Origin of the sequence: Vibrio tarriae (genome assembly GCF_002216685.1) — a bacterium.
Lineage (GTDB): Bacteria > Pseudomonadota > Gammaproteobacteria > Enterobacterales > Vibrionaceae > Vibrio > Vibrio tarriae.
Genome location: NZ_CP022353.1, coordinates 2,860,549 through 2,882,258 on the forward strand (window position 1 = coordinate 2,860,549; position 21,710 = coordinate 2,882,258).

Genomic DNA, 21,710 nt, shown 5'->3' on the forward strand with positions numbered 1-21,710 from the left:
AAACACCAACAACACATTCAAGTGTGCTTGGTATCGAATAAGACTTCGGTCTTGTTCAAAATTTGAGTCCGGCAAAATCTGTCTCGCACTCATGTAAATTAAACGCGAGACAACTTAGGTTGTTTAAACAACAACCCGAAACTCCTTCGGGTTGTATGGTTAAGTGACTAAGCGTACACGGTGGATGCCTGGGCAGTCAGAGGCGATGAAGGACGTACTAACTTGCGATAAGCGCAGATAAGGCAGTAAGAGCCGTTTGAGTCTGCGATTTCCGAATGGGGAAACCCAACTGCATAAGCAGTTACTGTTAACTGAATCCATAGGTTAACAGAGCAAACCGGGGGAACTGAAACATCTAAGTACCCCGAGGAGAAGAAATCAACCGAGATTCCGGTAGTAGCGGCGAGCGAACCTGGATTAGCCCTTAAGCGCTCGGTGAAGTAGGTGAACAAGCTGGAAAGCTTGGCGATACAGGGTGATAGCCCCGTAACCGACGCTTCATCGAGCGTGAAATCGAGTAGGGCGGGACACGTGATATCCTGTCTGAATATGGGGGGACCATCCTCCAAGGCTAAATACTCCTGACTGACCGATAGTGAACCAGTACCGTGAGGGAAAGGCGAAAAGAACCCCTGTGAGGGGAGTGAAATAGAACCTGAAACCGTGTACGTACAAGCAGTAGGAGCACCTTCGTGGTGTGACTGCGTACCTTTTGTATAATGGGTCAGCGACTTATATTCAGTGGCAAGGTTAACCGTATAGGGGAGCCGTAGCGAAAGCGAGTCTTAACTGGGCGCTCAGTCTCTGGATATAGACCCGAAACCGGGTGATCTAGCCATGGGCAGGTTGAAGGTTGAGTAACATCAACTGGAGGACCGAACCGACTAATGTTGAAAAATTAGCGGATGACTTGTGGCTAGGGGTGAAAGGCCAATCAAACTCGGAGATAGCTGGTTCTCCCCGAAAGCTATTTAGGTAGCGCCTCGGACGAATACTACTGGGGGTAGAGCACTGTTAAGGCTAGGGGGTCATCCCGACTTACCAACCCTTTGCAAACTCCGAATACCAGTAAGTACTATCCGGGAGACACACGGCGGGTGCTAACGTCCGTCGTGGAGAGGGAAACAACCCAGACCGCCAGCTAAGGTCCCAAAGTATTGCTAAGTGGGAAACGATGTGGGAAGGCTCAGACAGCTAGGATGTTGGCTTAGAAGCAGCCATCATTTAAAGAAAGCGTAATAGCTCACTAGTCGAGTCGGCCTGCGCGGAAGATGTAACGGGGCTAAGCAATACACCGAAGCTGCGGCAATATCTTTTAGATATTGGGTAGGGGAGCGTTCTGTAAGCCGTTGAAGGTGAATCGTAAGGTTTGCTGGAGGTATCAGAAGTGCGAATGCTGACATGAGTAACGACAAGGGGGGTGAAAAACCTCCCCGCCGGAAGACCAAGGGTTCCTGTCCAACGTTAATCGGGGCAGGGTGAGTCGACCCCTAAGGTGAGGCCGAAAGGCGTAATCGATGGGAAACGGGTTAATATTCCCGTACTTCTGACTATTGCGATGGGGGGACGGAGAAGGCTAGGTGGGCCAGGCGACGGTTGTCCTGGTTCAAGTGCGTAGGCTTGAGAGTTAGGTAAATCCGGCTCTCTTTAAGGCTGAGACACGACGTCGAGCTGCTACGGCAGTGAAGTCATTGATGCCATGCTTCCAGGAAAAGCCTCTAAGCTTCAGATAGTCAGGAATCGTACCCCAAACCGACACAGGTGGTCGGGTAGAGAATACCAAGGCGCTTGAGAGAACTCGGGTGAAGGAACTAGGCAAAATGGTACCGTAACTTCGGGAGAAGGTACGCTCTTGATGGTGAAGTCCCTCGCGGATGGAGCTGACGAGAGTCGCAGATACCAGGTGGCTGCAACTGTTTATTAAAAACACAGCACTGTGCAAAATCGCAAGATGACGTATACGGTGTGACGCCTGCCCGGTGCCGGAAGGTTAATTGATGGGGTTAGCGTAAGCGAAGCTCTTGATCGAAGCCCCGGTAAACGGCGGCCGTAACTATAACGGTCCTAAGGTAGCGAAATTCCTTGTCGGGTAAGTTCCGACCTGCACGAATGGCGTAATGATGGCCACGCTGTCTCCACCCGAGACTCAGTGAAATTGAAATCGCTGTGAAGATGCAGTGTACCCGCGGCTAGACGGAAAGACCCCGTGAACCTTTACTACAGCTTGGCACTGAACATTGAACCTACATGTGTAGGATAGGTGGGAGGCTATGAAGACGTGACGCCAGTTGCGTTGGAGCCGTCCTTGAAATACCACCCTTGTATGTTTGATGTTCTAACTTAGACCCATTATCTGGGTTGAGGACAGTGCCTGGTGGGTAGTTTGACTGGGGCGGTCTCCTCCCAAAGAGTAACGGAGGAGCACGAAGGTGGGCTAATCACGGTTGGACATCGTGAGGTTAGTGCAATGGCATAAGCCCGCTTAACTGCGAGAATGACGGTTCGAGCAGGTGCGAAAGCAGGTCATAGTGATCCGGTGGTTCTGTATGGAAGGGCCATCGCTCAACGGATAAAAGGTACTCCGGGGATAACAGGCTGATACCGCCCAAGAGTTCATATCGACGGCGGTGTTTGGCACCTCGATGTCGGCTCATCACATCCTGGGGCTGAAGTCGGTCCCAAGGGTATGGCTGTTCGCCATTTAAAGTGGTACGCGAGCTGGGTTTAGAACGTCGTGAGACAGTTCGGTCCCTATCTGCCGTGGGCGTTGGAAGATTGAAGGGGGCTGCTCCTAGTACGAGAGGACCGGAGTGGACGAACCTCTGGTGTTCGGGTTGTGTCGCCAGACGCATTGCCCGGTAGCTAAGTTCGGAATTGATAAGCGCTGAAAGCATCTAAGCGCGAAGCGAGCCCTGAGATGAGTCTTCCCTGACAGTTTAACTGTCCTAAAGGGTTGTTCGAGACTAGAACGTTGATAGGCAGGGTGTGTAAGCGTTGTGAGGCGTTGAGCTAACCTGTACTAATTGCCCGTGAGGCTTAACCATACAACACCCAAGGGGTTTTGTAGTGGACTCAAAGTTAAGCGCATAAGAATGTGTTGAGAGAACGAAGACAGCTTTCCAGAATTGTTGGTTATCACTTTTTAAGAAAAAGTGAAATCAAAAACAGAATTTTGCTTGGCGACCATAGCGTTTTGGACCCACCTGATCCCATCCCGAACTCAGAAGTGAAACGAAACAGCGTCGATGGTAGTGTGGGGTCTCCCCATGTGAGAGTAGAACATCGCCAGGCTTTAACTTGTTGTTTTTAGATGTTTAAGAAAAATCTAAAGGCAAAAAAAGTAGACGAAACGTCTAACCAGACAGCGGAGCGGTAGTTCAGTCGGTTAGAATACCGGCCTGTCACGCCGGGGGTCGCGGGTTCGAGTCCCGTCCGCTCCGCCACTTATTCGAGCTTAAGCTCAAAAATTACAGGGGTGTAGCTCCAATTGGCAGAGCAGCGGATTCCAAATCCGCGTGTTGGGAGTTCGAATCTCTCCACCCCTGCCATATATTGAACCTCAGCAGGAATGCTGAGGTTTTTCTTTATCTGCCATTTAATTAATCTCGTCCTGAGCGTTTTTGTGATTAAGTGACGCATGTAACTTTTCTATTTTCTCCTGATTGTTAACACAATCCGCCACATTGTTTTTGCTCAATATATTATTTCGTTGAAGTTTTGCGCTTTATCCCGAGGAGTGTTTAGAATACCCTCTTAGTTGGTAGATAAAGGAATAGGCATGTCATTCGCGATATTGAGTTTTATTGCTTTAGGCGGCGCGGTTGGTGCTTGCGCTCGTTTCTTAGTGTCCGAAATATGTATCACTCTATTTGGGCGTGGTTTCCCGATTGGAACGCTGACCGTTAATGTGGTTGGGTCATTGATTATGGGTGTTTTGATCGCTTGTGTTGAAAATGAGTGGTTAAGCCCTTACCCATGGAAACAAGTGATTGGGCTCGGTTTTTTGGGAGCATTAACGACCTTCTCGACGTTTTCTATGGATAACGTGCTTTTAATGCAGCAGGGCGCATTTTTTAAAATGGGGGCGAATATACTGTTGAATGTCATTTTAAGTATTTCAGCTGCTTGGATTGGTTTTCACTGGTTAATAAAAAGTTGATCAATGAAACAGCCATTTTACTTGGTTAACTAATACGCTTTATCTATAATGCTTCCACTTGTCGGAGTGCCATTGGGCTGAGACCGTTTATTCGGGATCCGTTGAACCTGATCAGGTTAATACCTGCGAAGGGAACAAGAGAAGACTCTCTTAGGTAACCTATTTTTTATAGTACACCTATCTGTCGACTCACCTCTCATAGCATCTTTCCGTCAAGCATTTCTCCCTCTTATTAAAAAGGAAATGCTATGTCGAATCGTAAACAAGCAAGACTGGAAGCTAAGCGCTTTATTGATACCCTTTCTGTTGAACCCTATCCAAATTCTCAAAAATCTTACCTGTTAGGCTCTCGCCCTGATATTCGGGTACCTGTCAGAGAAATTACTCTCAGCGATACTTTGGTCGGTGGCAGTAAAGAGGCGCCCATTTTTGAGCCCAATGAGCCTATTTGTGTGTATGACACGTCAGGTGTCTACACCGACCCCACATATGATATTGATCTCTACCAGGGACTTCCTAAGCTCAGAGAGACGTGGATTGAAGAGCGTCGAGATACGCACATCCTGCCTAGTATGAGCTCTCATTTCGCGCGTGAACGCTTAGCGGATGAAACTCTGGATGAACTGCGTTATGGCCATTTACCGCGAATTCGCCGAGCGATAGACCAGCATCGAGTCACCCAGTTACATTACGCACGGCAGGGAATTATTACGCCGGAAATGGAGTTTGTGGCGATCCGTGAAAACTCTCGTCGTCTTGCTCATCAAGATCCAAATCTGCTTCAGCAGCATGCAGGGCACAGTTTTGGTGCTCATTTACCTGATCTGATTACTCCTGAGTTTGTGCGTCGTGAGATTGCAGAGGGGCGCGCCATCATCCCATGCAATATTAATCATCCTGAATCTGAACCTATGATTATTGGCCGTAATTTCTTGGTTAAGGTCAATGCCAATATCGGTAACTCATCGGTTAGCTCTTCCATTGAAGAAGAGGTGGAGAAGTTAGTTTGGGCGACACGCTGGGGCGCCGATACTGTGATGGATCTGTCTACAGGGCGAAATATCCATGAAACCCGAGAGTGGATCTTACGTAATAGTCCCGTGCCAATTGGTACTGTACCTATGTATCAGGCGCTGGAAAAAGTGAATGGTGTAGCAGAAAACCTCACATGGGAAGTGATGCGCGATACCTTACTAGAGCAAGCTGAGCAAGGTGTGGACTATTTTACAATTCATGCGGGCTTGTTATTGCGTTATGTGCCGATGACAGCGAAGCGCGTAACGGGCATCGTTTCTCGTGGTGGCTCGATTATTGCGAAATGGTGTCTTTCTCACCATCAGGAGAATTTCCTTTATACCCATTTTCGTGAAATCTGTGAGATTTGTGCGCAATATGATGTGGCTCTGTCTCTAGGGGATGGGCTTCGTCCTGGCTCGATTGCTGATGCTAACGATGAAGCACAATTTGCTGAGTTACGTACCCTTGGTGAGCTAACCAAAATAGCTTGGGAATATGATGTGCAGGTCATGATTGAAGGGCCGGGGCATGTACCTATGCACTTAATTAAAGCCAATATGGATGAGCAGCTCAAGCATTGTCATGAGGCGCCATTCTACACCCTTGGTCCATTAACGACCGATATTGCTCCGGGTTATGATCACATTACCTCAGGTATCGGTGCGGCCATGATTGGCTGGTTTGGCTGCGCCATGCTCTGCTATGTCACACCTAAAGAACATTTGGGGTTGCCAAACAAAGAAGATGTCAAAACAGGATTGATTACTTATAAGTTAGCGGCTCATGCAGCTGATTTGGCGAAAGGGCATCCGGGAGCGCAAATTCGTGATAATGCATTATCAAAAGCACGTTTTGAGTTTCGTTGGGAAGACCAGTTCAATCTGGCGCTTGATCCCGTCACAGCGCGCGCTTTTCATGATGAGACGCTACCGCAAGAATCGGGAAAAGTGGCGCACTTCTGCTCTATGTGTGGACCTAAATTCTGCTCGATGAAGATCTCGCAAGAGGTCCGGGATTACGCCAATAACCAGGCATCGGACACCACCGTCATTGATTTGGTTATGCCTGCGGAATCTATACAGCTGGGGATGCATGATAAGTCTCGAGAGTTTTTAGCTTCAGGGGCGGAACTCTATCACCCTTTGGTGAAAGAGGCGGTTGAGGAGTAAGCCATGGTACGTTTGGTTTTTCCACCTCACCTGTCAGCTCTAATCGGTCACGTACAACATGCACTGTTGCAAGCCCAGGAGCAAGGTTTCACTATTCAGCACATCAGTTTGGACGTGGGCTCTGAGGCTCAGTTTATTTTAGAGAAGAGCGACGAATCTTTGCGAATCGGCAGTAGTTTGTGCTCTCAAGAGGAGACCTCTGAACCGTGTGACTACTATCTAGACTATGTGTCTGAAACCCGAGTGTTACCCGAGGCAATCATGTCTAACGCTCGCTGCACGGTGACGGTAGGACTTGGTGATGAGCATGGTTTTACGCTGGATAAGTGGCAGTATGGGAATACTGCAGAGCAACTTATTATTTATTCATCAGAGAGCCATCGACTAAATAGTAAATTAAATCAGTATCTTGCTTGGTTCTTGGCTACGCTGGCCTTAGATTTTCCGATTGAAGATGGTTTGTGCATTGCAAGAGCGACAATCACTCAAGGGGATAGCGTTTCACGTGAAACATGGCCAACGCAATTCGAGCGTTTCCCAGCGGTGCAATCGAACATTCACTCGCTATCTACCAAGGTATTTCCAACCAGCAGAGCATTTCCAACGCTTGATAAGGCAAAATTTAATCTCTATCCCGTAGTTGATGATGTGAATTGGATTGAACATCTTCTGAAGATGGGGGTTAGAACGGTTCAGCTGCGAATTAAAGATCCTAAGCAGCATGATTTGGAAGCACAGATTGTCCGAGCAATCGCATTAGGTCGTGAATACGATGCACAGGTTTTCATCAATGATCATTGGCAATTAGCCATTAAGCATCAGGCTTATGGTGTGCACCTTGGTCAAGAGGATTTGACGAGTGCGAATTTAACCGAGCTATTAGATGCAGGTATTCGATTGGGGCTTTCGACGCATGGTTATTATGAGTTACTGATAGCCGCAGGAATACAGCCGAGCTACATCGCCCTTGGGCACATTTTTCCCACGACCACCAAACAGATGTCATCAAAACCACAAGGGCTGGTGCGATTGGCCGCCTATCAGCGGTTGGTTAATCAAATGCCTTACCAAGGACAACATGGCATTCCAACGGTGGCGATTGGTGGTATTGATTGCAGCAACATTCGCGATGTTCTCGATTGTGGCGTCACGGCGGTTGCAGTGGTGCGAGCGATCACCGAGTCACCGGATCCTAGCCTTGCAGTACAAACGTTGAATTCTGTTTTTGCAGATTTTATAGATGCACAGCGCAAGCTGATGCCAGCCAGCGAGTCATGCGAGCCACTCAGTTGCTCGGCCAGGGAGGTGGCGGATGCTCACAGATAAACAGTTCCTCCGCTATCAAAGACAGATTAGCCTTGCTGAATTAGGAGAGGAAGGGCAGCAAAAACTGCTTAATTCACGAGTGTTGATAGTTGGCTGCGGGGGACTTGGTAGTGTGGTTGCCCCTTATTTGGTGGGTGCAGGTGTTGGGCAAGTCAATATCGCGGATGGTGATAGGCTTGAGTTACACAACTTACACCGTCAGATTTGCTATCACGAGGCACAAATTGGTCACAATAAAGCCGAGCTTCTTGCTCGGCACTTACGTGAACTCAACTCTGACGTACGAGTGCGGGTGATTGCTCGCGAATTGGACGAGCTGATCCTGAACTTAGAAATCAACCAAGTGGATTTAGTGTTAGATTGTAGTGATAACCTTCCAACTCGCCACGCAATTAATCGAGCCTGTTATGCAGCGCAGCGGCCACTCGTCAGCGGTGCCGTCATTGGATGGGAAGGGCATCTAATGGCGTTTGACTATCGTCAATCTGCACCTTGTTATCAGTGTATCGTACCGGATATGGCAGAGCGCCAAGGCTGCAGTGACCGAGGCGTTGTTGGCCCTGTTGTCGGTATGATTGGTAACGGACAAGCCTTAATCGCACTGCATGCTCTGGTGGGGAGCGCCCATTTTCCTGCTAACCAATTACTGCGCTTTGACGGTAAGTCTATGAACTGGCAGAGCCTACAACTTCATAAAGATAAGGTTTGCCCAGTTTGCAGCGCATCGTCACCTGTACAACAGAAGGAGCCGCAACCGTGCTCATGACTATCTACTTGAATCAGCAAGCCATCCAGACCGATATCTCTAGCTCATTATTCCATTTACATGCGCAGCTCAGCCTGCCTAGCCAAGGTTGCGTCTTCAGTCTCAATGGGCAGGTTGTCCCAAGAAGTGAATGGCAACACACCAAGCTTAATTCAGGGGATGAGATTTCCCTTTTCCAAGCGATAGCAGGAGGCTAAATCAGATGCTCAAGATTGCTGATAAAACGTTTCAATCCAGACTGTTTACTGGGACTGGAAAATTCTCTAATCGCCATGTCATGGCTGAAGCATTGGCCGCCTCAGGTTCAGAGTTGGTGACCATGGCGTTAAAACGGATTGATTTGGCTCAGCGCGACGATGACATTCTTGCGCCGCTACTCAGTATGCAGATGAATCTTTTACCCAACACTTCTGGAGCCAAAAATGCCGCTGATGCGGTGTATGCCGCCGAGCTAGCCCGAGAAGCCTTAGCCACGAACTGGCTTAAGTTGGAGATTCATCCTGATCCCAAATATCTAATGCCCGATCCCATCGAAACCCTTCTCGCGGCTGAACAATTGGTGAAGCAAGGTTTTATTGTTTTGCCGTATTGCCATGCTGACCCTGTCTTGTGCAAAAGATTGGAAGAGGTTGGATGCGCTGCGGTTATGCCGCTCGGTTCACCGATTGGTAGCAATCAAGGCTTAGCGTCGAAAACCTTTCTTGAAATCATCATTGACCAAGCCAAGGTGCCAGTCATTGTGGATGCGGGGATTGGGTCGCCATCCGATGCTGCGCGAGCGATGGAGCTTGGCGCCGATGCCGTGTTAGTGAATACCGCTATTGCCGCGGCGCATGACCCCATTGCTATGGCGAAAGCCTTTAAGTTAGCGGTCGAAGCAGGGCGAATGGCTTATGAGTCGGGCTTGCCATCACGAGTAAAAATGGCGGCGGCATCAAGTCCATTAACTGGATTTTTGGATTTTGTATCATGAGCTTCATTACCCACTTCCAACAATTAGGCTGGGATGACAGTCGGCTATCGATTTATGGTAAGACAGCGCGGGATGTTGAACGCGCTTTATCTTCACCTAAACGGACGTTAGACGATTTCAAAGCGCTGATTTCACCTTCAGCAGAGCCTTATCTGGAAACAATGGCGCAAATGGCTTATCAGGCCACTCGTCAACGTTTTGGCAATACTATGTCGATGTACATTCCGCTCTATCTCTCTAATCTCTGTTCGAATTCCTGTACCTATTGCGGTTTTTCAATGGATAACCGAATCAAGCGTAAAACACTGAATGAAGTTGAGATTGAACGGGAGATAGCAGCGATTAAAAGCATGGGTTTTGATAGCGTTTTGCTGGTGACAGGGGAGCACGAAACCAAGGTGGGTATCGACTACTTCCGTCGGACACTGCCTATCATCAAGCAAGCATTTCATTATGTTGCGATGGAAGTTCAGCCATTGCAGCAAGAAGAGTATGCCGAGTTAATTGGGCTCGGGTTGGATGCGGTGATGGTTTACCAAGAAACCTATCATCCGTCGACTTATGCGCAGCATCATTTGCGAGGCAATAAAACCGATTTTTTGTTTCGACTCGAAACACCCGACAGGTTGGCAAGAGCCGGTATCGATAAAATTGGTATTGGTGCGCTGATTGGGCTTGAGGACTGGCGGACGGACTGCTTTTTTGTCGCAGCACATCTGGAGTATCTTGAGCGGCAATACTGGAAGACGCGGTACTCGATTTCATTTCCGCGTTTACGTCCGTGTGAAGGGGCTTTACAGCCTAAATCAGTGATGACGGATCGACAACTTGTACAGTTGATTTGTGCATTTCGTCTGTTCAATAGCGAGGTTGAACTTTCTCTGTCTACTCGAGAGTCACCAAGCTTTCGTGATCAAGTGGCTAAGCTCGGAGTAACCTCGATGTCGGCGGCTTCCAAAACTCAACCGGGTGGGTATTCAGACCCTAAGGTTGAGTTAGAGCAGTTTGCGGTAAGTGATGAACGTTCCGCCGCCGAAGTGAGTGGTGCGTTAATGGCGCAAGGTTTGCAAGTGGTCTGGCATGACTGGCATCGAGCCTATTCAGGCTAATGTTTCACTCGAGGTAGTGTTTCACGTGAAACCCAAAGCTGAATTTGAATAGCAGCAACAAAAAGAAAACCGCCATACGACGGTTTTCTTTTCTATTTTATGCGGATAACCAGCCAGTTTATACATGACTCAAGGGTGAGGTGGCTTGTTGCAACCACTCACGGACGTGATCCTCTTTGATAAGCGGACTCACTTCATCCCACACTTTTTGATGATACTGATTGAGCCAATGGAGTTCCGGCTTAGTCAGCAAGTTCACCTCAATCGCACGTTTATCGATAGGGCAACGAGTCAATGATTCAAAACCGAGTACAGAGAAATCGCCCTGAGTTGCAAACTCGGTGACCAGTTCTAAGTTCTCGATGCGAATACCAAACGCATCGGCACGGTAGTAGCCTGGCTCATTGGAAAGCACCATTCCGGGACGCAACGCTACAGCATTGTGAACTTTAGAGATACGTTGTGGCCCTTCATGTACACTCAAGAAATGGCCGACGCCATGGCCAGTGCCATGATCGTAGTCGTAACCTTGTGCCCATAAGTGCTGTCTGGCCAACACATCAAGTTGTGAACCTGTAGTGCCTTTGGGGAAGCGAGCGCGAGCCAGTGCAATGTGACCTTTGAGTACTAAGGTGAATTGTTGCTTCATCTCAGTGCTGACCTGACCAATTGCCACCGTGCGAGTAATGTCTGTGGTGCCATCAAGGTACTGGCCACCAGAATCGACTAAATATAGGCTGTTCAGCGAAAGCTGACCCGGCTCAGGCTGATTTTGGTGGTTGTAGTGGCACATAGCGGCGTTTGTACCAGCTGCTGAAATCGTATCAAAACTCAAGTCAACCAAAGTTGGGTCTTGGCGACGGAAGGCTTCCAGTCGATCCGCCAGCTCGGCCTCATTATGCAGGCGACCATTCGCCACTTCATCGTCCAGCCAGGCGAGAAATTGCACCATAGCCGCACCATCGCGGATGTGGCAAGCACGCATGCCCGCAATTTCCGTGCTATTTTTGGCCGCTTTCGGCAGGAGGCACGGATCCGCTTCGTTGTGCAGTTCTGCGCCTGCATTTTGCAATGTGAGTGTGAACCACGCATTACTGGTCGCCGAGTCGAGCATGACGCGGCGACCAGAGAGCTGGCGCAGTTGAGCTTCAAGCTTAGCCGGATGATGCACGCGAACCGTGCCCGCGACATGCGCGGTAAAATCGGTTGCCAAACGCGACGGATCGAAAAAGAAATCCACACTGCTATCGTTATGGACAATGGCGTGAGAAAGCAACACGGGTAAGCGAGATACATCTAAACCGCGGATATTGAGTAGCCATGCGATAGAATCTAGTTCGGTCAACACGACACAATCGGCGTTTTTGTCGCGCAGAGTGCTGGCGATCGATTGACGCTTTTCAAGGCTGCTTTGTCCAACACGATCAAGAGGCATTAAGCGCATTTCAGAGGCTGCGGGAACAGGGCGATCCTGCCAAAGCACATCAATCGGGTTACTGCTGACTGCACACAAGTTAATTTTTCCTGTGAGCTGTTTTTGTGCCTGTGTTAGCCAGCTACCGCGGTGCATGCGAGGATCGTAACCCACTTTCGCTCCTGCGGGCAGTTGAGTGACGAGCCAGTTTAAATAAGGTTGCTCGATCAAGTGGCAATATTCGAATAGCTCACTAGACACTTGTTTGCGGACTTGAACGGTATAGCGGCCATCAACAAAAATCGCTGCGCCGGAGACGGTAACGATGGCGGCTCCCGCGGAACCTGTAAACCCAGTTAACCAGTGTAAGCGCTCATTATGCTCAGGAACGTATTCCCCAAGATATTCATCTTCATGAGGAACAATGAAGGCATCAAGTTGCTGGGTGTGTAGCCAGTGGCGAAAATCCGCGAGGCGTTGAGAGTGTAGGTTTGACATCTGAAGTGATCCTTTTTCTAAACAGTCCTTGTTATCTCTTGTGTATGGATTATACGAACCACATACAGCAAGTGGACGAGAGCGAATAAGCTACTCCTTTTACTTACACTGCGCAAATATCCAACTAGGCTTTTAGCGTAAATGAAGTGTATTGGTTTGTATCAATTCACGTAACCAGCGCAGCGCAGGATCATTCTCTCTCTCACGATGCCAAAATAGTGTGTATGCCATAGGCGGAAATTCCATTGGTAACGGTAGTTCAACCAGATCCATCTGCTTGGCGACCCAGTGAGTAAAGTGGCTCGGTGCGGTGAAAATAAAGTCCGTATAGGTGCACAAACTGGCTGCGCTATTGAAGTCTGGTACGGTAATCGCGATGTCGCGCTCATAGCCGAGATCGGCTAATCGATAATCCAGCAGCCAGCGATCATTTCCATCACAGCGCACTTGTACATGACGGAGGTTGAGATAGCTGGATAAATTCCAATCATACTGAAGTACCGGGTGGCCGCGGCGCACCACGCAGCGCTGATTATCGCGGTAGATCTCTTGTTCACAAATGTCAGCAGGAGGCAATAAGGTCAACTTCGCATCATTGATATCAATATCTTTACCAGTCAGACCGAAATCCAGTTCGCCAACTTGCAATTTACGGAAGGTTTGTTCAGTCCATGCATGGGTGCTGATGCTCAGATGAGGGCCGTGGCGAAAAATCGTCGGTAAAAAGTAGGGCATGATCAATGGATAAACACTTTCGACCGCCGCGATCTGAAAGCGATATTCGCTGGATTGGGGGGAGAAATGTGCAGGCTGAGTGAGTAGCTCAAGCTGATTCACCAACACATCCAGTTTGGGTTTTAAGAAGAGCGCCTTCGGGGTCGCATTCAGTCCATAAGAAGTGCGAACAAACAGCGGATCGTCGAACTGCTCGCGTAGCTTGGCTAAGGATTTACTCACGGCCGATTGGCTCAGACATAAACGTGCAGCCGCGCGTGTGACACTTAACTCTTCAATCAATACTTTTAAACAGACCAGCAGATTGAGATCGATACGAGCCAGTTTTTCAATTTGCATTAGTTTTTCCAAAATAGAATAACAGCAATGACCATATGCCACTGTTTAGCATATCTTAAGCCACGTATCATGCACTGAGCTTAAAATTAAGTCGGAGTGTGAAGTGAAACAAGCAATGCCATCTCAGGTCAGTAGGCAGCAACTGGTGCTACTGACGCTACTCGTTCTATTTAGCCCATTGGCGATCGATATTTATCTACCAGCATTGCCTCAAATATCACAAGCGTTTCACGTGGAACACGCTTTAGCACAAGATACGATTACTTGGTTTTTGTTTGCTATGGGCGTCGGGCAGCTATTTGCTGGCCCTCTGGCAGATAAGTATGGTCGACGAACTGTTGCATTAGGGGGCATTAGCATTTATGCCTTGAGCGCTTTATTGGCGTGGAGTGCTCAAAGTATTGAATGGATGTTGATGGCTCGGTTGCTACAAGGCTTAGGAGCGTGTGCGACCTCCGTAGCAGCTTTTGCAACAGTTCGCGATTTATTTGGGCCGCAACGCAGCGGTAAGATGATCAGTTACCTCAATGGAGCGATCTGTTTTATTCCGGCACTCGCGCCGATTCTGGGCAGTTGGTTAACTCAGCAATTCGGTTGGCGAGCAAACTTCAGCTTTATGACCGGATTTGCACTGCTGGTGGGGTTAGCCATGGCTTTGCGTCTGCAGGAAAGTAATCCGCATATGGGTAGCCGACCTGCTGTCTTTAAGCTCTCTCGATATGCAGCAGTATTAAGAGCACCGACCTTCCTCTTCCATGCGTCATTATGTTTACTGGCGATGGCGGTAATTCTCGCTTACGTCACCTCTGCGCCAGTGATTTTAATGGAGCGTTTACAGCTCAGCATGAGTGAGTTCACTTTTTGGTTTGGCGTTAATGCGGTGATTAATATCATTGCCTGCATGACGGCCCCCAAAGTGATGGATAAATTAGGCACTCGTTGGTCTTTGATCATTGGTATCGCCACTTTAATGATTGCCGGAAGCCTAATGCTGGCGCTGCGTAATCAGGCAAATGCATTGGCATTCATGTTGCCTGTGTTTTTATCGTCGATTGGTTTTGCATGGATACTGGGTGCGGCAGCGGGCAAGGCATTAGCTCCGTTTGGTGATAAAGCCGGTACGGCGGCGGCACTGCTGGGACTATTCCAGATGAGTGGTTCAGGGCTGTTAGTCGGTACGTTGCAACGCATTATGCCAGAACCGCAACTGCTGATCGGTTTGACCATGTGGTTAACGGCACCAGCATTACTTATTTTATTCTCACCGCTTGGTTTTCGTTGGCATACCAGTGTCTCTGAGTGTTGATGGAACAAGATAAATTCACGCTGAGGCTATTTTACTCAGCGTGTATCCTGTGTATATTGTTTGCCTCTTCAATACTGATTAAACCGTTTGGAATCCAAAACACCATGTCTCTAACCACCTATGAAATGGCTCGCATTCTGGAACAACTTGATGAATCTCCAGAAAAGGTGATGTATGGAAAATTGCTTAATGAATTAGGCAATCAAAGCAGCGAACGTATTCGCAGTGCGGCCAAGCAAGTGCCACTGACTGTACTGCGCGATCTGGTTTACCAGTTTCAGCAAGTGATCGAATCACGCAAAGGCGAGCAAGTAGAAACTATGGCTAAAGAGCTTGCGAAACAGGGCATCTCTGCGGAAGAGTTACTGAATTACATACAAAAACGCTAACCGAACGGCATTTTCCAATATCGCCTTGTACGTCTTACCGTGATAAGTGTAATACAAGGCTAAGAAATACTCCGTGAGTCGTTACATCATTAAGGATTAACGTTACGGCTGATCGGGTTTTGCAGGGAAATCAGTGTCTCGGTGGATTGCACTTCATCGATGGCTTGCAGTTTGTCGATCAATACATGCTGCAGTTCTTCAATCGAGCGGCACATCAGCTTGACGAAAATGTTATAAGCCCCGGTGGTGTAATAAGCCTCAACTACTTCATCCAGTGCATTCAGTTTGGCTAGCGCAGAATGGTAATCCCGCGCGGCATTCAAGTTAATCCCAATAAAACAACAGACGTCATAGCCGAGCTTTTTGGTGTTTACGACCACTTCGGTGCCTTGGATAATATCGGCCGCTTTCATCTTCTCTATTCGCACGTGAATCGTAGCTGGACTAACATTAAACTGCTTAGCCATTTCAGCGTAAGGCGTGCGAGCATCGTCCATTAGAATTTTCAGGATGGCGCGATCCAATTCATCGAGTTTGGTGGTGGTTTGCATTGTCTTTCCTGACAGTCATGCCGACGTGAAATAAAGTGTGCTTACTTTACCACCATTAAAACGATTGTTTAACCTTGGAGTCTGTCTTGAGCCGATTGCGAACCTTGTATAAAAAATACGCACCATCTCTTGCTGTTGGGTTGGGTTGTTTTTGGACGATCAATATAGTCGCGCAAGAAAAAACGTTATCGGTCAACCCGCCAGAAAATCAAGGGACGGGCCGCGCGCCATGGGACAGTGAACTCGCGGCAAACGCTATGCTATGGATTGTGGCATTCGCCGCCATTATGGTGTTGATCATCATGATGGTGCGTCAATACCACTATATTCAACGCTTGCGCACCAACCAAAAATTACTGGAGTCGATTTTTGACCAAAGCACACACTACATCGGTATTTTTGATTTAGAAGGCCGGATTATTTCCTGCAATGGTAAGTTGCAGGAGTTGCTGTATCGGCATGGTGAAAGTTTGCTGAGACCAATTTGGCAGCACAAAGGCTGGGAGGATTCGGCGGTAGAGCACATTCAAAACTATTTCTCTGAGTCAGTGCCGCAAACTCGCCAGTTTAATGCCGAAATTTGGCATCCTGACTTTGGTGCCATTGTGTTGGAGTGCCAGTTTAAACCGTTACCGACTCGCGAAGTGTCACAAATCTTGCTAGAAGCACAAGATATTACTTGGCGAAAAATCACTGAAGACAAGCTCTTTCAGCGTGAAGCCAGCCTTCGTCATTACTACGATCAGCAGCCAGTGATGATGTTAACGCTGGATGAGCGTAACCACATTCAACAAGTGAATCATTTTGTTGAACAGTTGCTGGGCTATCCTGCCGATGCAATGCTGGGACACCATATCCGCGACTTTTATCAAGATGACGAGGTTCTGACTCCAAGGCAGATGTTACTGCTACCGAGCCGTCATGCTTCTTCTGTTTGGCGGCGAGAGGTGTCTTATCGCCACCATTCTGGTGAAACGGTTTGGGTTCGGGAGAATATTCGTCCGCTGCTGGAAACGGGCACGCTGTTAATCGTTGGGGAAGACGTTACCGAAACCCGCCAGCTCGCCGAACAACTGGCGTATCAAGCTCGCTATGATTTATTGACGCACACCTTAAACCGTAACCAGTTTGAGCTAGAACTGGCCAAGGCGCTGAAAGAAACCGAGAGCCAATTTCGTACCCACGCCATGCTGTATCTCGATCTCGATCAGCTTAAAGTACTTAACGATACGGCGGGACATGATGCAGGGGATGGTGCAATTCAGTTTTGTGCCAGCATGCTTGAAGAAGTGTTGCCGTTTAAGGCCACGTTGGCACGTATGGGGGGCGATGAGTTTTCCGTATTACTGCGTGATTGTACGGAACGTGATGCAGTGTTGGTGGCGCAAAGCATCATCCATGCGCTCAGTGAAGTGCCGTTTGTCTGGGAGCACATTCGCTTCAATCTAACTTGTTCGATCGGGATTCGCATGATCGACCATACTGCGACGTCGCCACAAATGGTGCATGCGCAAGCGGATACGGCGTGTCACGCAGCGAAAGAGGAAGGACGCAATCGCTTTAACCTCTACAGGCAGGATGATGAAGATTTGCGCCGTCGCCAATTGGAAATGGAATGCGTGAATCTGGTGCATGATGCTTTAGCCAATGAGCGTATTGAGCTGTTTGTTCAACGAATTGTGCCACTCAACCAACCCGATGAGCAGCTCCATTTTGAAGTCTTGGTGCGAATTAAAAACGCCGCAGGCGAGTATGTCTCTCCGGGAATTTTTGTGCCCGCCTCTGAGCGTTATAACCTAGCGCATCGTCTGGATCGGCAGATTGTCGAACAGACCTTTAACTGGCTGGAAGCGCGTCCTCAAGTGTTGGATAAGTTGGGTCGAGTCTCGATTAACCTGTCGGGCAACTCAATCGGTAATCCAGATTTTGTGGCCTTCCTGCTCGAAAGATTGCGCGATAGCCGCATTCCATGCAGTAAAGTCTGTTTTGAAATCACCGAAACGGCTGCGATGCGCAATCTCAACCAAGCGATCAATGTTTTATCTCGGCTCAAAAGCTTAGGTTGCGTGTTGGCTCTGGATGATTTTGGCTCGGGGCTCTCCTCGTTCGGTTATCTGCAGAAACTGCCGGTCGATATCGTCAAAATCGATGGCATTTTTGTGTGTGATATGGACAAAAATGAGATGGATCGCTTGATGGTCCGCTCTATCCATGAATTGACCAAGCAGATGGGCAAAAGCACCGTGGCGGAGTTTGTTGAAAACCAGCAGATACTTGAGGCTTTGCAGCAGATTGGTGTGGATTACGCGCAAGGCTATCTATTCAGCCGCCCACAACCGATCGCCGATTGGGTTGCCGAGCAACTCAAAGAGAAAGCGTAGGGTTTGCCGATAAAATCCGCTACACTGGGCGCCGTTTTATCTCGGTTTTCGGAGTTCCCTTGTTGATTCAACTGATTTGCCAAGCACCTCACCGTGCGCAAGAGTTGGAGCAGATTGCTGCGCGTTGGCAACTGCAAGCCAGTGATGATAGCCCATTTGCTTTGGTACTCAGCGAAGAGCGCCTTGAGCTACGCAAATTAGATGAACCTAAACTGGGGGCCATTTACGTCGATTGGGTAGAAGGTGCGGTCGCCCACCGCCGCAAATTTGGTGGTGGTAAAGGGCAATCGATCGCCAAAGCGGCTGGGCTAAATAAAGGCGTCACGCCAGTGGTTTTGGATGCAACGGCGGGTTTAGGCCGTGACGCGTTTGTGTTGGCGTCCTTGGGTTGTCGGGTACAGATGGTAGAACGACATCCTGTGGTTGCCGCCTTATTGGAAGATGGCTTACAGCGCGCCAAACAAGATGATGAAATCGGTGCTTGGGTCAGTGAGCGCATCAGTCTGCTGCACGCCTCAAGTCATGATGCACTGCAGCAATTGGCCTCCGATCCGAATTTTACTTCGCCCGATGTGGTCTACCTCGACCCCATGTATCCACACCCCGAAAATAAGAAAAAAACCGCCTTGGTCAAAAAAGAGATGCGTGTATTTCAGTCTCTGGTGGGGGCGGATAATGATGCCGATGCTCTGCTTGAACCTGCGCTGCAACTGGCGCAAAAACGGGTTGTGGTTAAGCGGCCTGATTACGCGCCGTGGCTGGGTAATCGAAAACCGAGCATGGCGATGGAAACCAAGAAAAACCGGTTTGATGTCTATGTGATTGCCGCGATGAGTGACGAATAGTGTGTTAGCCAACCCAAAGTCTTCACCCATTAAAAGAGTTCATATCACAACCATAATCTGACTTGTGTTTTCGGATGAAGGACGTAATATCTGCGTCTGAGAATAATTCGTATTTTAGCTGGAGTGGTTGTGGCTAAACGTCTATGCAAACTCAGTCGTCATGAGATTGCGACTTCCCTAAGTGAAATTGAGCGTCTGGTTGCTGAGCCACAGTTTTTGTGCCGTGCTTGTGCGCGCGTGTCGGTGGATAAAAAAAACTTGTGTAAACCGCAAGCCATGAGTCTTCCGGTACCTGTAGCGACTGTGGTGGCACTTCCTGCTCATGAAAGCGGTGTGGTCAGCCTGCTTCCCAAAACCAGCCTTAAAAAGCAGCGCAAATTCCACAAAAAACTGGAAAAAGTGCTTAAAAAGCAGCGTAAGTTAATGAAGAAGCAGCAACTGCTGGAAGGCAAGGTTGGACCAAGGCATCCAACACCAGTGGTAGAGAGAGCGACAGCGCAGAGTATGCATTGATCCGAATCATTGCCGTGAAGCTTGATCTATCGCAAGGCCCCAAAAAGCCCATCTCAGATGGGCTTTTGCGTATCGTGATTAGGTAGCAAATCTCGGTTAGAGCAAACTTTGACGTTGATAGTCGCGTTCTACTCGGCGTTTAATCCAAGTTTCATTGATCCACAGCGAGGCAAGAATAATCGCACCACCTAGCGATAAACGAACCAAATCGACTTCGCGGTTCCAAATCAGAATATTCACCACTAAGCCTGCGGGTACCAAAGCGTTATTCATGATGGCTAAGGCTCCTGCGTTGACCATGCAGGCACCTTTGTTCCAAGCAAAATAACCCAGCCCAGAAGCAATCAATCCCAAATAGAGCAAGATGCCCCATTGCAGTGACGTAGTCGGGAGTTTTTGAGGGTTACCAAGCAACAAGAAGGCCACACTGGCCACAACCAAAGCGCCAAGATAGAAATAGCCAAATACCGTGTGTTGGGGTAATTCGGTGGATTCTTGTTCCATCACATATTTGTAGCCGACTTGGCCAATGGCAAAGCAGAGGTTGGCTCCCTGCACGACAAGAAATCCAGTCACGAAGTGTTCATTAATGCCAGCGAATTTAATGAACACGGCACCGAGCACAGCGATGAAAGCGGTCACTAAATACCAAGGTGAGAAACGCCCTTTAAGAAAATCGTAAATCAGCGTGACATAAATCGGGGTAAAAACGGTAAACAGTAAGACTTCGGGAACCGAGAGCAGCAAGAAAGACTGATAATAGAAACAGTACATCAAGCCAAGTTGAACGCCGCCAATCGCCATTAATTTGGCAATCAGGGCGCGCGGTACACCTTTGAAACGCAGAAAGGGAATGAAGACTAAACTCGCGAGAGCCACTCGCATCCAAACTGCAAACCAAGAATCAACCTGACCGGCGAGATAGACGCCGATCAGGCTAAATGAAAATGCCCATAACAGGGTGACTGCTGAAAGATAAACCATAACGCTATTGAATGAGTGAATGGAAATCAGCAGTCTACCTGAGTATTTTCTGTTCGTCAGTCGTTGATTGGAATGACTAACATATCCACTGGCGAGCTGTTGATCAGTTGCCGTGTGGAAGAGAGCAGTTTGCTCCAGAAATCTTGGTGATGGCCACACACCAGTAAATCCACGTTAAACTCGCTGATGGTTTCGCACAGCTCATTGGTTAAATCGCCGCTACCGACCAAGGTATGCTTGATGGGATAATTGGCATGCTGCGCCAAATCCTGCAGTTGCTTTTGTGACGCTTCCATTGCGTGATGTTGCGTTTCGGCCAAATTAATATCGATCAAGCCCGTGTACAGCTCGGCGTAGTTCACGTCGATATGAATAAATGAGACTTCCGCATTGAGAGGTTTGGCCAGAGCCACCGCTTTTTCAACCAGCAGTTTGCTGTCTTCAGACAGGTCGACCGCAACCAAAAGATGTTGATAACTCATTGTACTGACTCCTATTCGGGTGACTAAACACAGCGTAGCACTGGAGTGGCGATTTTTTTGTCGCAGCGATCTCAGTTTGATGGCGATGGGTTAGGTGATGACTACAATAACCACCGAACATGCTATAGTGCGTTCAAATAGTTAGAGTGAATTAGGAGCTTTTTATGTTGTCGCAAGCGATGGTAGAACATCTCAATGAGCAAATTAACCTCGAATTTTTTTCATCCAATCTATACTTACAAATGAGTGCTTGGTGTGAAGACAAAGGATTTGACGGAGCTGCAGAGTTTTTACGCGCTCACGCGGTAGAAGAAATGCAGCATATGCAGCGTCTGTTCACTTATGTGAGCGAAACCGGTGCATTGCCAATCCTTGGTGCGATCGCTGCGCCACGCCACGATTTTGCTTCACTGGGTGAAGTGTTTCGTGAGACGTACCAACATGAACAGAAGATCACGCAACAGATTAATAAACTGGCTCATGTGGCGTTCACCTCCCAAGATTACTCAACATTTAACTTCCTTCAGTGGTACGTGGCTGAACAGCACGAAGAAGAGAAGTTGTTTAAAGGGATTTTAGATAAGCTAGAGTTGGTCGGTGAAGATGGTAAGGCGTTGTTCTTTATCGATAAAGATCTAGCCGCATTGGCAAAAAAAAGCTCATCTTCTGTCATGGATGCCTCTGCTGAGTAAGATCAGCAAAAAGACAAACTGAAGCGATCGTCTTTTTCTCTGGGCATTCTCAACACAAGGTG

At 48.3% G+C, this 21,710-nt stretch carries 18 protein-coding genes, 2 tRNA genes, 2 rRNA genes and 1 riboswitch; of the genes, 17 read left to right on the forward strand and 5 right to left on the reverse strand.

Annotated features, from left to right (window positions below):
• The first annotated feature begins 157 nt into the window (after window positions 1-157).
• From CEQ48_RS18960 to thiH, 11 genes are all read left to right on the forward strand, one after another.
• A 23S ribosomal RNA gene (locus CEQ48_RS18960) occupies window positions 158-3,044 on the forward strand.
• Window positions 3,045-3,175: 131 nt separating this feature from the next.
• Window positions 3,176-3,291 (forward strand): 5S ribosomal RNA (rrf, locus tag CEQ48_RS18965).
• 75 nt (window positions 3,292-3,366) lie between these two features.
• Window positions 3,367-3,443 (forward strand) — tRNA-Asp (locus CEQ48_RS18970).
• Window positions 3,444-3,471: 28 nt separating this feature from the next.
• Window positions 3,472-3,548: transfer RNA gene (locus CEQ48_RS18975), tRNA-Trp, on the forward strand.
• Window positions 3,549-3,778: 230 nt separating this feature from the next.
• A complete protein-coding gene (crcB, locus tag CEQ48_RS18980; RefSeq protein ID WP_089072262.1) occupies window positions 3,779-4,159 on the forward strand; it encodes a fluoride efflux transporter CrcB in 381 nt (126 codons plus the stop codon).
• 52 nt (window positions 4,160-4,211) lie between these two features.
• Window positions 4,212-4,310: riboswitch (TPP riboswitch) on the forward strand.
• 97 nt (window positions 4,311-4,407) lie between these two features.
• Window positions 4,408-6,345 (forward strand): phosphomethylpyrimidine synthase ThiC, encoded by a 1,938-nt coding sequence (gene thiC, locus CEQ48_RS18985; protein WP_089072263.1) that lies wholly within the window; start codon window positions 4,408-4,410, stop codon window positions 6,343-6,345.
• A 3-nt stretch (window positions 6,346-6,348) separates the two neighbouring features.
• The gene (locus CEQ48_RS18990; protein WP_089072264.1) at window positions 6,349-7,671 is read left to right on the forward strand and encodes a thiamine phosphate synthase; all 1,323 of its coding nucleotides are present in this window, start codon (window positions 6,349-6,351) and stop codon (window positions 7,669-7,671) included.
• Window positions 7,658-8,437, forward strand: coding sequence for a thiazole biosynthesis adenylyltransferase ThiF (gene thiF / locus CEQ48_RS18995; RefSeq protein ID WP_089072265.1), 780 nt, complete (start codon window positions 7,658-7,660; stop codon window positions 8,435-8,437). The genes CEQ48_RS18990 and thiF overlap by 14 nt, the downstream gene beginning before the upstream one ends.
• Window positions 8,434-8,634: a sulfur carrier protein ThiS gene (gene thiS / locus CEQ48_RS19000; protein ID WP_000158355.1), complete on the forward strand. Its 201-nt coding sequence runs from the start codon at window positions 8,434-8,436 to the stop codon at window positions 8,632-8,634. The genes thiF and thiS overlap by 4 nt, the downstream gene beginning before the upstream one ends.
• Window positions 8,635-8,639: 5 nt before the next feature.
• Window positions 8,640-9,410: a thiazole synthase gene (locus tag CEQ48_RS19005; RefSeq protein WP_089072266.1), complete on the forward strand. Its 771-nt coding sequence runs from the start codon at window positions 8,640-8,642 to the stop codon at window positions 9,408-9,410.
• On the forward strand, window positions 9,407-10,519 hold the full coding sequence (gene thiH, locus CEQ48_RS19010; protein WP_089072267.1) for a 2-iminoacetate synthase ThiH: 1,113 nt from the start codon (window positions 9,407-9,409) through the stop codon (window positions 10,517-10,519). The genes CEQ48_RS19005 and thiH overlap by 4 nt, the downstream gene beginning before the upstream one ends.
• A 118-nt stretch (window positions 10,520-10,637) precedes the next feature.
• Here thiH and CEQ48_RS19015 read toward each other — a convergent pair whose 3' ends face one another.
• Together CEQ48_RS19015 and CEQ48_RS19020 are read right to left on the reverse strand one after the other, a co-directional pair.
• A complete protein-coding gene (locus CEQ48_RS19015) occupies window positions 10,638-12,431 on the reverse strand; it encodes an aminopeptidase P family protein (protein ID WP_089072268.1) in 1,794 nt (597 codons plus the stop codon).
• A 132-nt stretch (window positions 12,432-12,563) separates the two neighbouring features.
• Window positions 12,564-13,505 carry a LysR substrate-binding domain-containing protein gene (locus CEQ48_RS19020; protein ID WP_001165357.1) on the reverse strand — a complete coding sequence of 314 codons (942 nt, stop codon included), beginning with the start codon at window positions 13,503-13,505 and terminating at the stop codon, window positions 12,564-12,566.
• A 115-nt stretch (window positions 13,506-13,620) separates the two neighbouring features.
• Between CEQ48_RS19020 and CEQ48_RS19025 the strand changes: the two genes are divergently transcribed.
• A complete protein-coding gene (locus tag CEQ48_RS19025; RefSeq protein WP_181712656.1) occupies window positions 13,621-14,811 on the forward strand; it encodes a multidrug effflux MFS transporter in 1,191 nt (396 codons plus the stop codon).
• 104 nt (window positions 14,812-14,915) lie between these two features.
• Window positions 14,916-15,200, forward strand: coding sequence for an H-NS-like global regulator TsrA (tsrA, locus tag CEQ48_RS19030; protein WP_089072397.1), 285 nt, complete (start codon window positions 14,916-14,918; stop codon window positions 15,198-15,200).
• 89 nt (window positions 15,201-15,289) lie between these two features.
• Here tsrA and asnC read toward each other — a convergent pair whose 3' ends face one another.
• Window positions 15,290-15,751: a transcriptional regulator AsnC gene (gene asnC, locus CEQ48_RS19035; protein ID WP_001195187.1), complete on the reverse strand. Its 462-nt coding sequence runs from the start codon at window positions 15,749-15,751 to the stop codon at window positions 15,290-15,292.
• Window positions 15,752-15,837: 86 nt separating this feature from the next.
• Here asnC and CEQ48_RS19040 point away from each other — a divergent pair, with 86 nt between their 5' ends.
• The 3 genes from CEQ48_RS19040 (at window position 15,838) to CEQ48_RS19050 (ending at window position 19,490) form a co-directional block, all read left to right on the forward strand.
• Window positions 15,838-18,132, forward strand: a complete 2,295-nt coding sequence (locus CEQ48_RS19040; protein WP_198301210.1) for a sensor domain-containing protein — start codon at window positions 15,838-15,840, stop codon at window positions 18,130-18,132.
• A 59-nt stretch (window positions 18,133-18,191) separates the two neighbouring features.
• Window positions 18,192-18,977: a class I SAM-dependent methyltransferase gene (locus tag CEQ48_RS19045; protein WP_089072272.1), complete on the forward strand. Its 786-nt coding sequence runs from the start codon at window positions 18,192-18,194 to the stop codon at window positions 18,975-18,977.
• Window positions 18,978-19,106: 129 nt separating this feature from the next.
• A complete protein-coding gene (locus CEQ48_RS19050; RefSeq protein WP_181713381.1) occupies window positions 19,107-19,490 on the forward strand; it encodes a hypothetical protein in 384 nt (127 codons plus the stop codon).
• A 96-nt stretch (window positions 19,491-19,586) separates the two neighbouring features.
• Here CEQ48_RS19050 and CEQ48_RS19055 read toward each other — a convergent pair whose 3' ends face one another.
• Window positions 19,587-20,474 (reverse strand): carboxylate/amino acid/amine transporter, encoded by an 888-nt coding sequence (locus tag CEQ48_RS19055; protein ID WP_089072274.1) that lies wholly within the window; start codon window positions 20,472-20,474, stop codon window positions 19,587-19,589.
• Window positions 20,475-20,530: 56 nt separating this feature from the next.
• Window positions 20,531-20,956: a universal stress protein UspA gene (gene uspA / locus CEQ48_RS19060; protein ID WP_089072275.1), complete on the reverse strand. Its 426-nt coding sequence runs from the start codon at window positions 20,954-20,956 to the stop codon at window positions 20,531-20,533.
• Between the two features lie 164 nt (window positions 20,957-21,120).
• Between uspA and ftnA the strand changes: the two genes are divergently transcribed.
• Entirely contained in the window at window positions 21,121-21,648 is a 528-nt protein-coding gene (ftnA, locus tag CEQ48_RS19070) for a non-heme ferritin (protein ID WP_089072277.1), read from the forward strand.
• The last annotated feature ends 62 nt before the right edge of the window (window positions 21,649-21,710 follow it).

Excerpts from the sequence above, each read along its gene's own strand:
- crcB (WP_089072262.1), top strand. The coding sequence starts at position 3,779 with ATGTCATTCGCGATATTGAGTTTTATTGCTTTAGGCGGCGCGGTTGGT.
- thiC (WP_089072263.1), top strand. The coding sequence starts at position 4,408 with ATGTCGAATCGTAAACAAGCAAGACTGGAAGCTAAGCGCTTTATTGAT.
- CEQ48_RS18990 (WP_089072264.1), top strand. The coding sequence starts at position 6,349 with ATGGTACGTTTGGTTTTTCCACCTCACCTGTCAGCTCTAATCGGTCAC.
- thiF (WP_089072265.1), top strand. The coding sequence starts at position 7,658 with ATGCTCACAGATAAACAGTTCCTCCGCTATCAAAGACAGATTAGCCTT.
- thiS (WP_000158355.1), top strand. The coding sequence starts at position 8,434 with ATGACTATCTACTTGAATCAGCAAGCCATCCAGACCGATATCTCTAGC.
- CEQ48_RS19005 (WP_089072266.1), top strand. The coding sequence starts at position 8,640 with ATGCTCAAGATTGCTGATAAAACGTTTCAATCCAGACTGTTTACTGGG.
- thiH (WP_089072267.1), top strand. The coding sequence starts at position 9,407 with ATGAGCTTCATTACCCACTTCCAACAATTAGGCTGGGATGACAGTCGG.
- CEQ48_RS19015 (WP_089072268.1), bottom strand. The coding sequence starts at position 12,431 with ATGTCAAACCTACACTCTCAACGCCTCGCGGATTTTCGCCACTGGCTA.
- CEQ48_RS19020 (WP_001165357.1), bottom strand. The coding sequence starts at position 13,505 with ATGCAAATTGAAAAACTGGCTCGTATCGATCTCAATCTGCTGGTCTGT.
- CEQ48_RS19025 (WP_181712656.1), top strand. The coding sequence starts at position 13,621 with ATGCCATCTCAGGTCAGTAGGCAGCAACTGGTGCTACTGACGCTACTC.
- tsrA (WP_089072397.1), top strand. The coding sequence starts at position 14,916 with ATGTCTCTAACCACCTATGAAATGGCTCGCATTCTGGAACAACTTGAT.
- asnC (WP_001195187.1), bottom strand. The coding sequence starts at position 15,751 with ATGCAAACCACCACCAAACTCGATGAATTGGATCGCGCCATCCTGAAA.
- CEQ48_RS19055 (WP_089072274.1), bottom strand. The coding sequence starts at position 20,474 with ATGGTTTATCTTTCAGCAGTCACCCTGTTATGGGCATTTTCATTTAGC.
- uspA (WP_089072275.1), bottom strand. The coding sequence starts at position 20,956 with ATGAGTTATCAACATCTTTTGGTTGCGGTCGACCTGTCTGAAGACAGC.
- ftnA (WP_089072277.1), top strand. The coding sequence starts at position 21,121 with ATGTTGTCGCAAGCGATGGTAGAACATCTCAATGAGCAAATTAACCTC.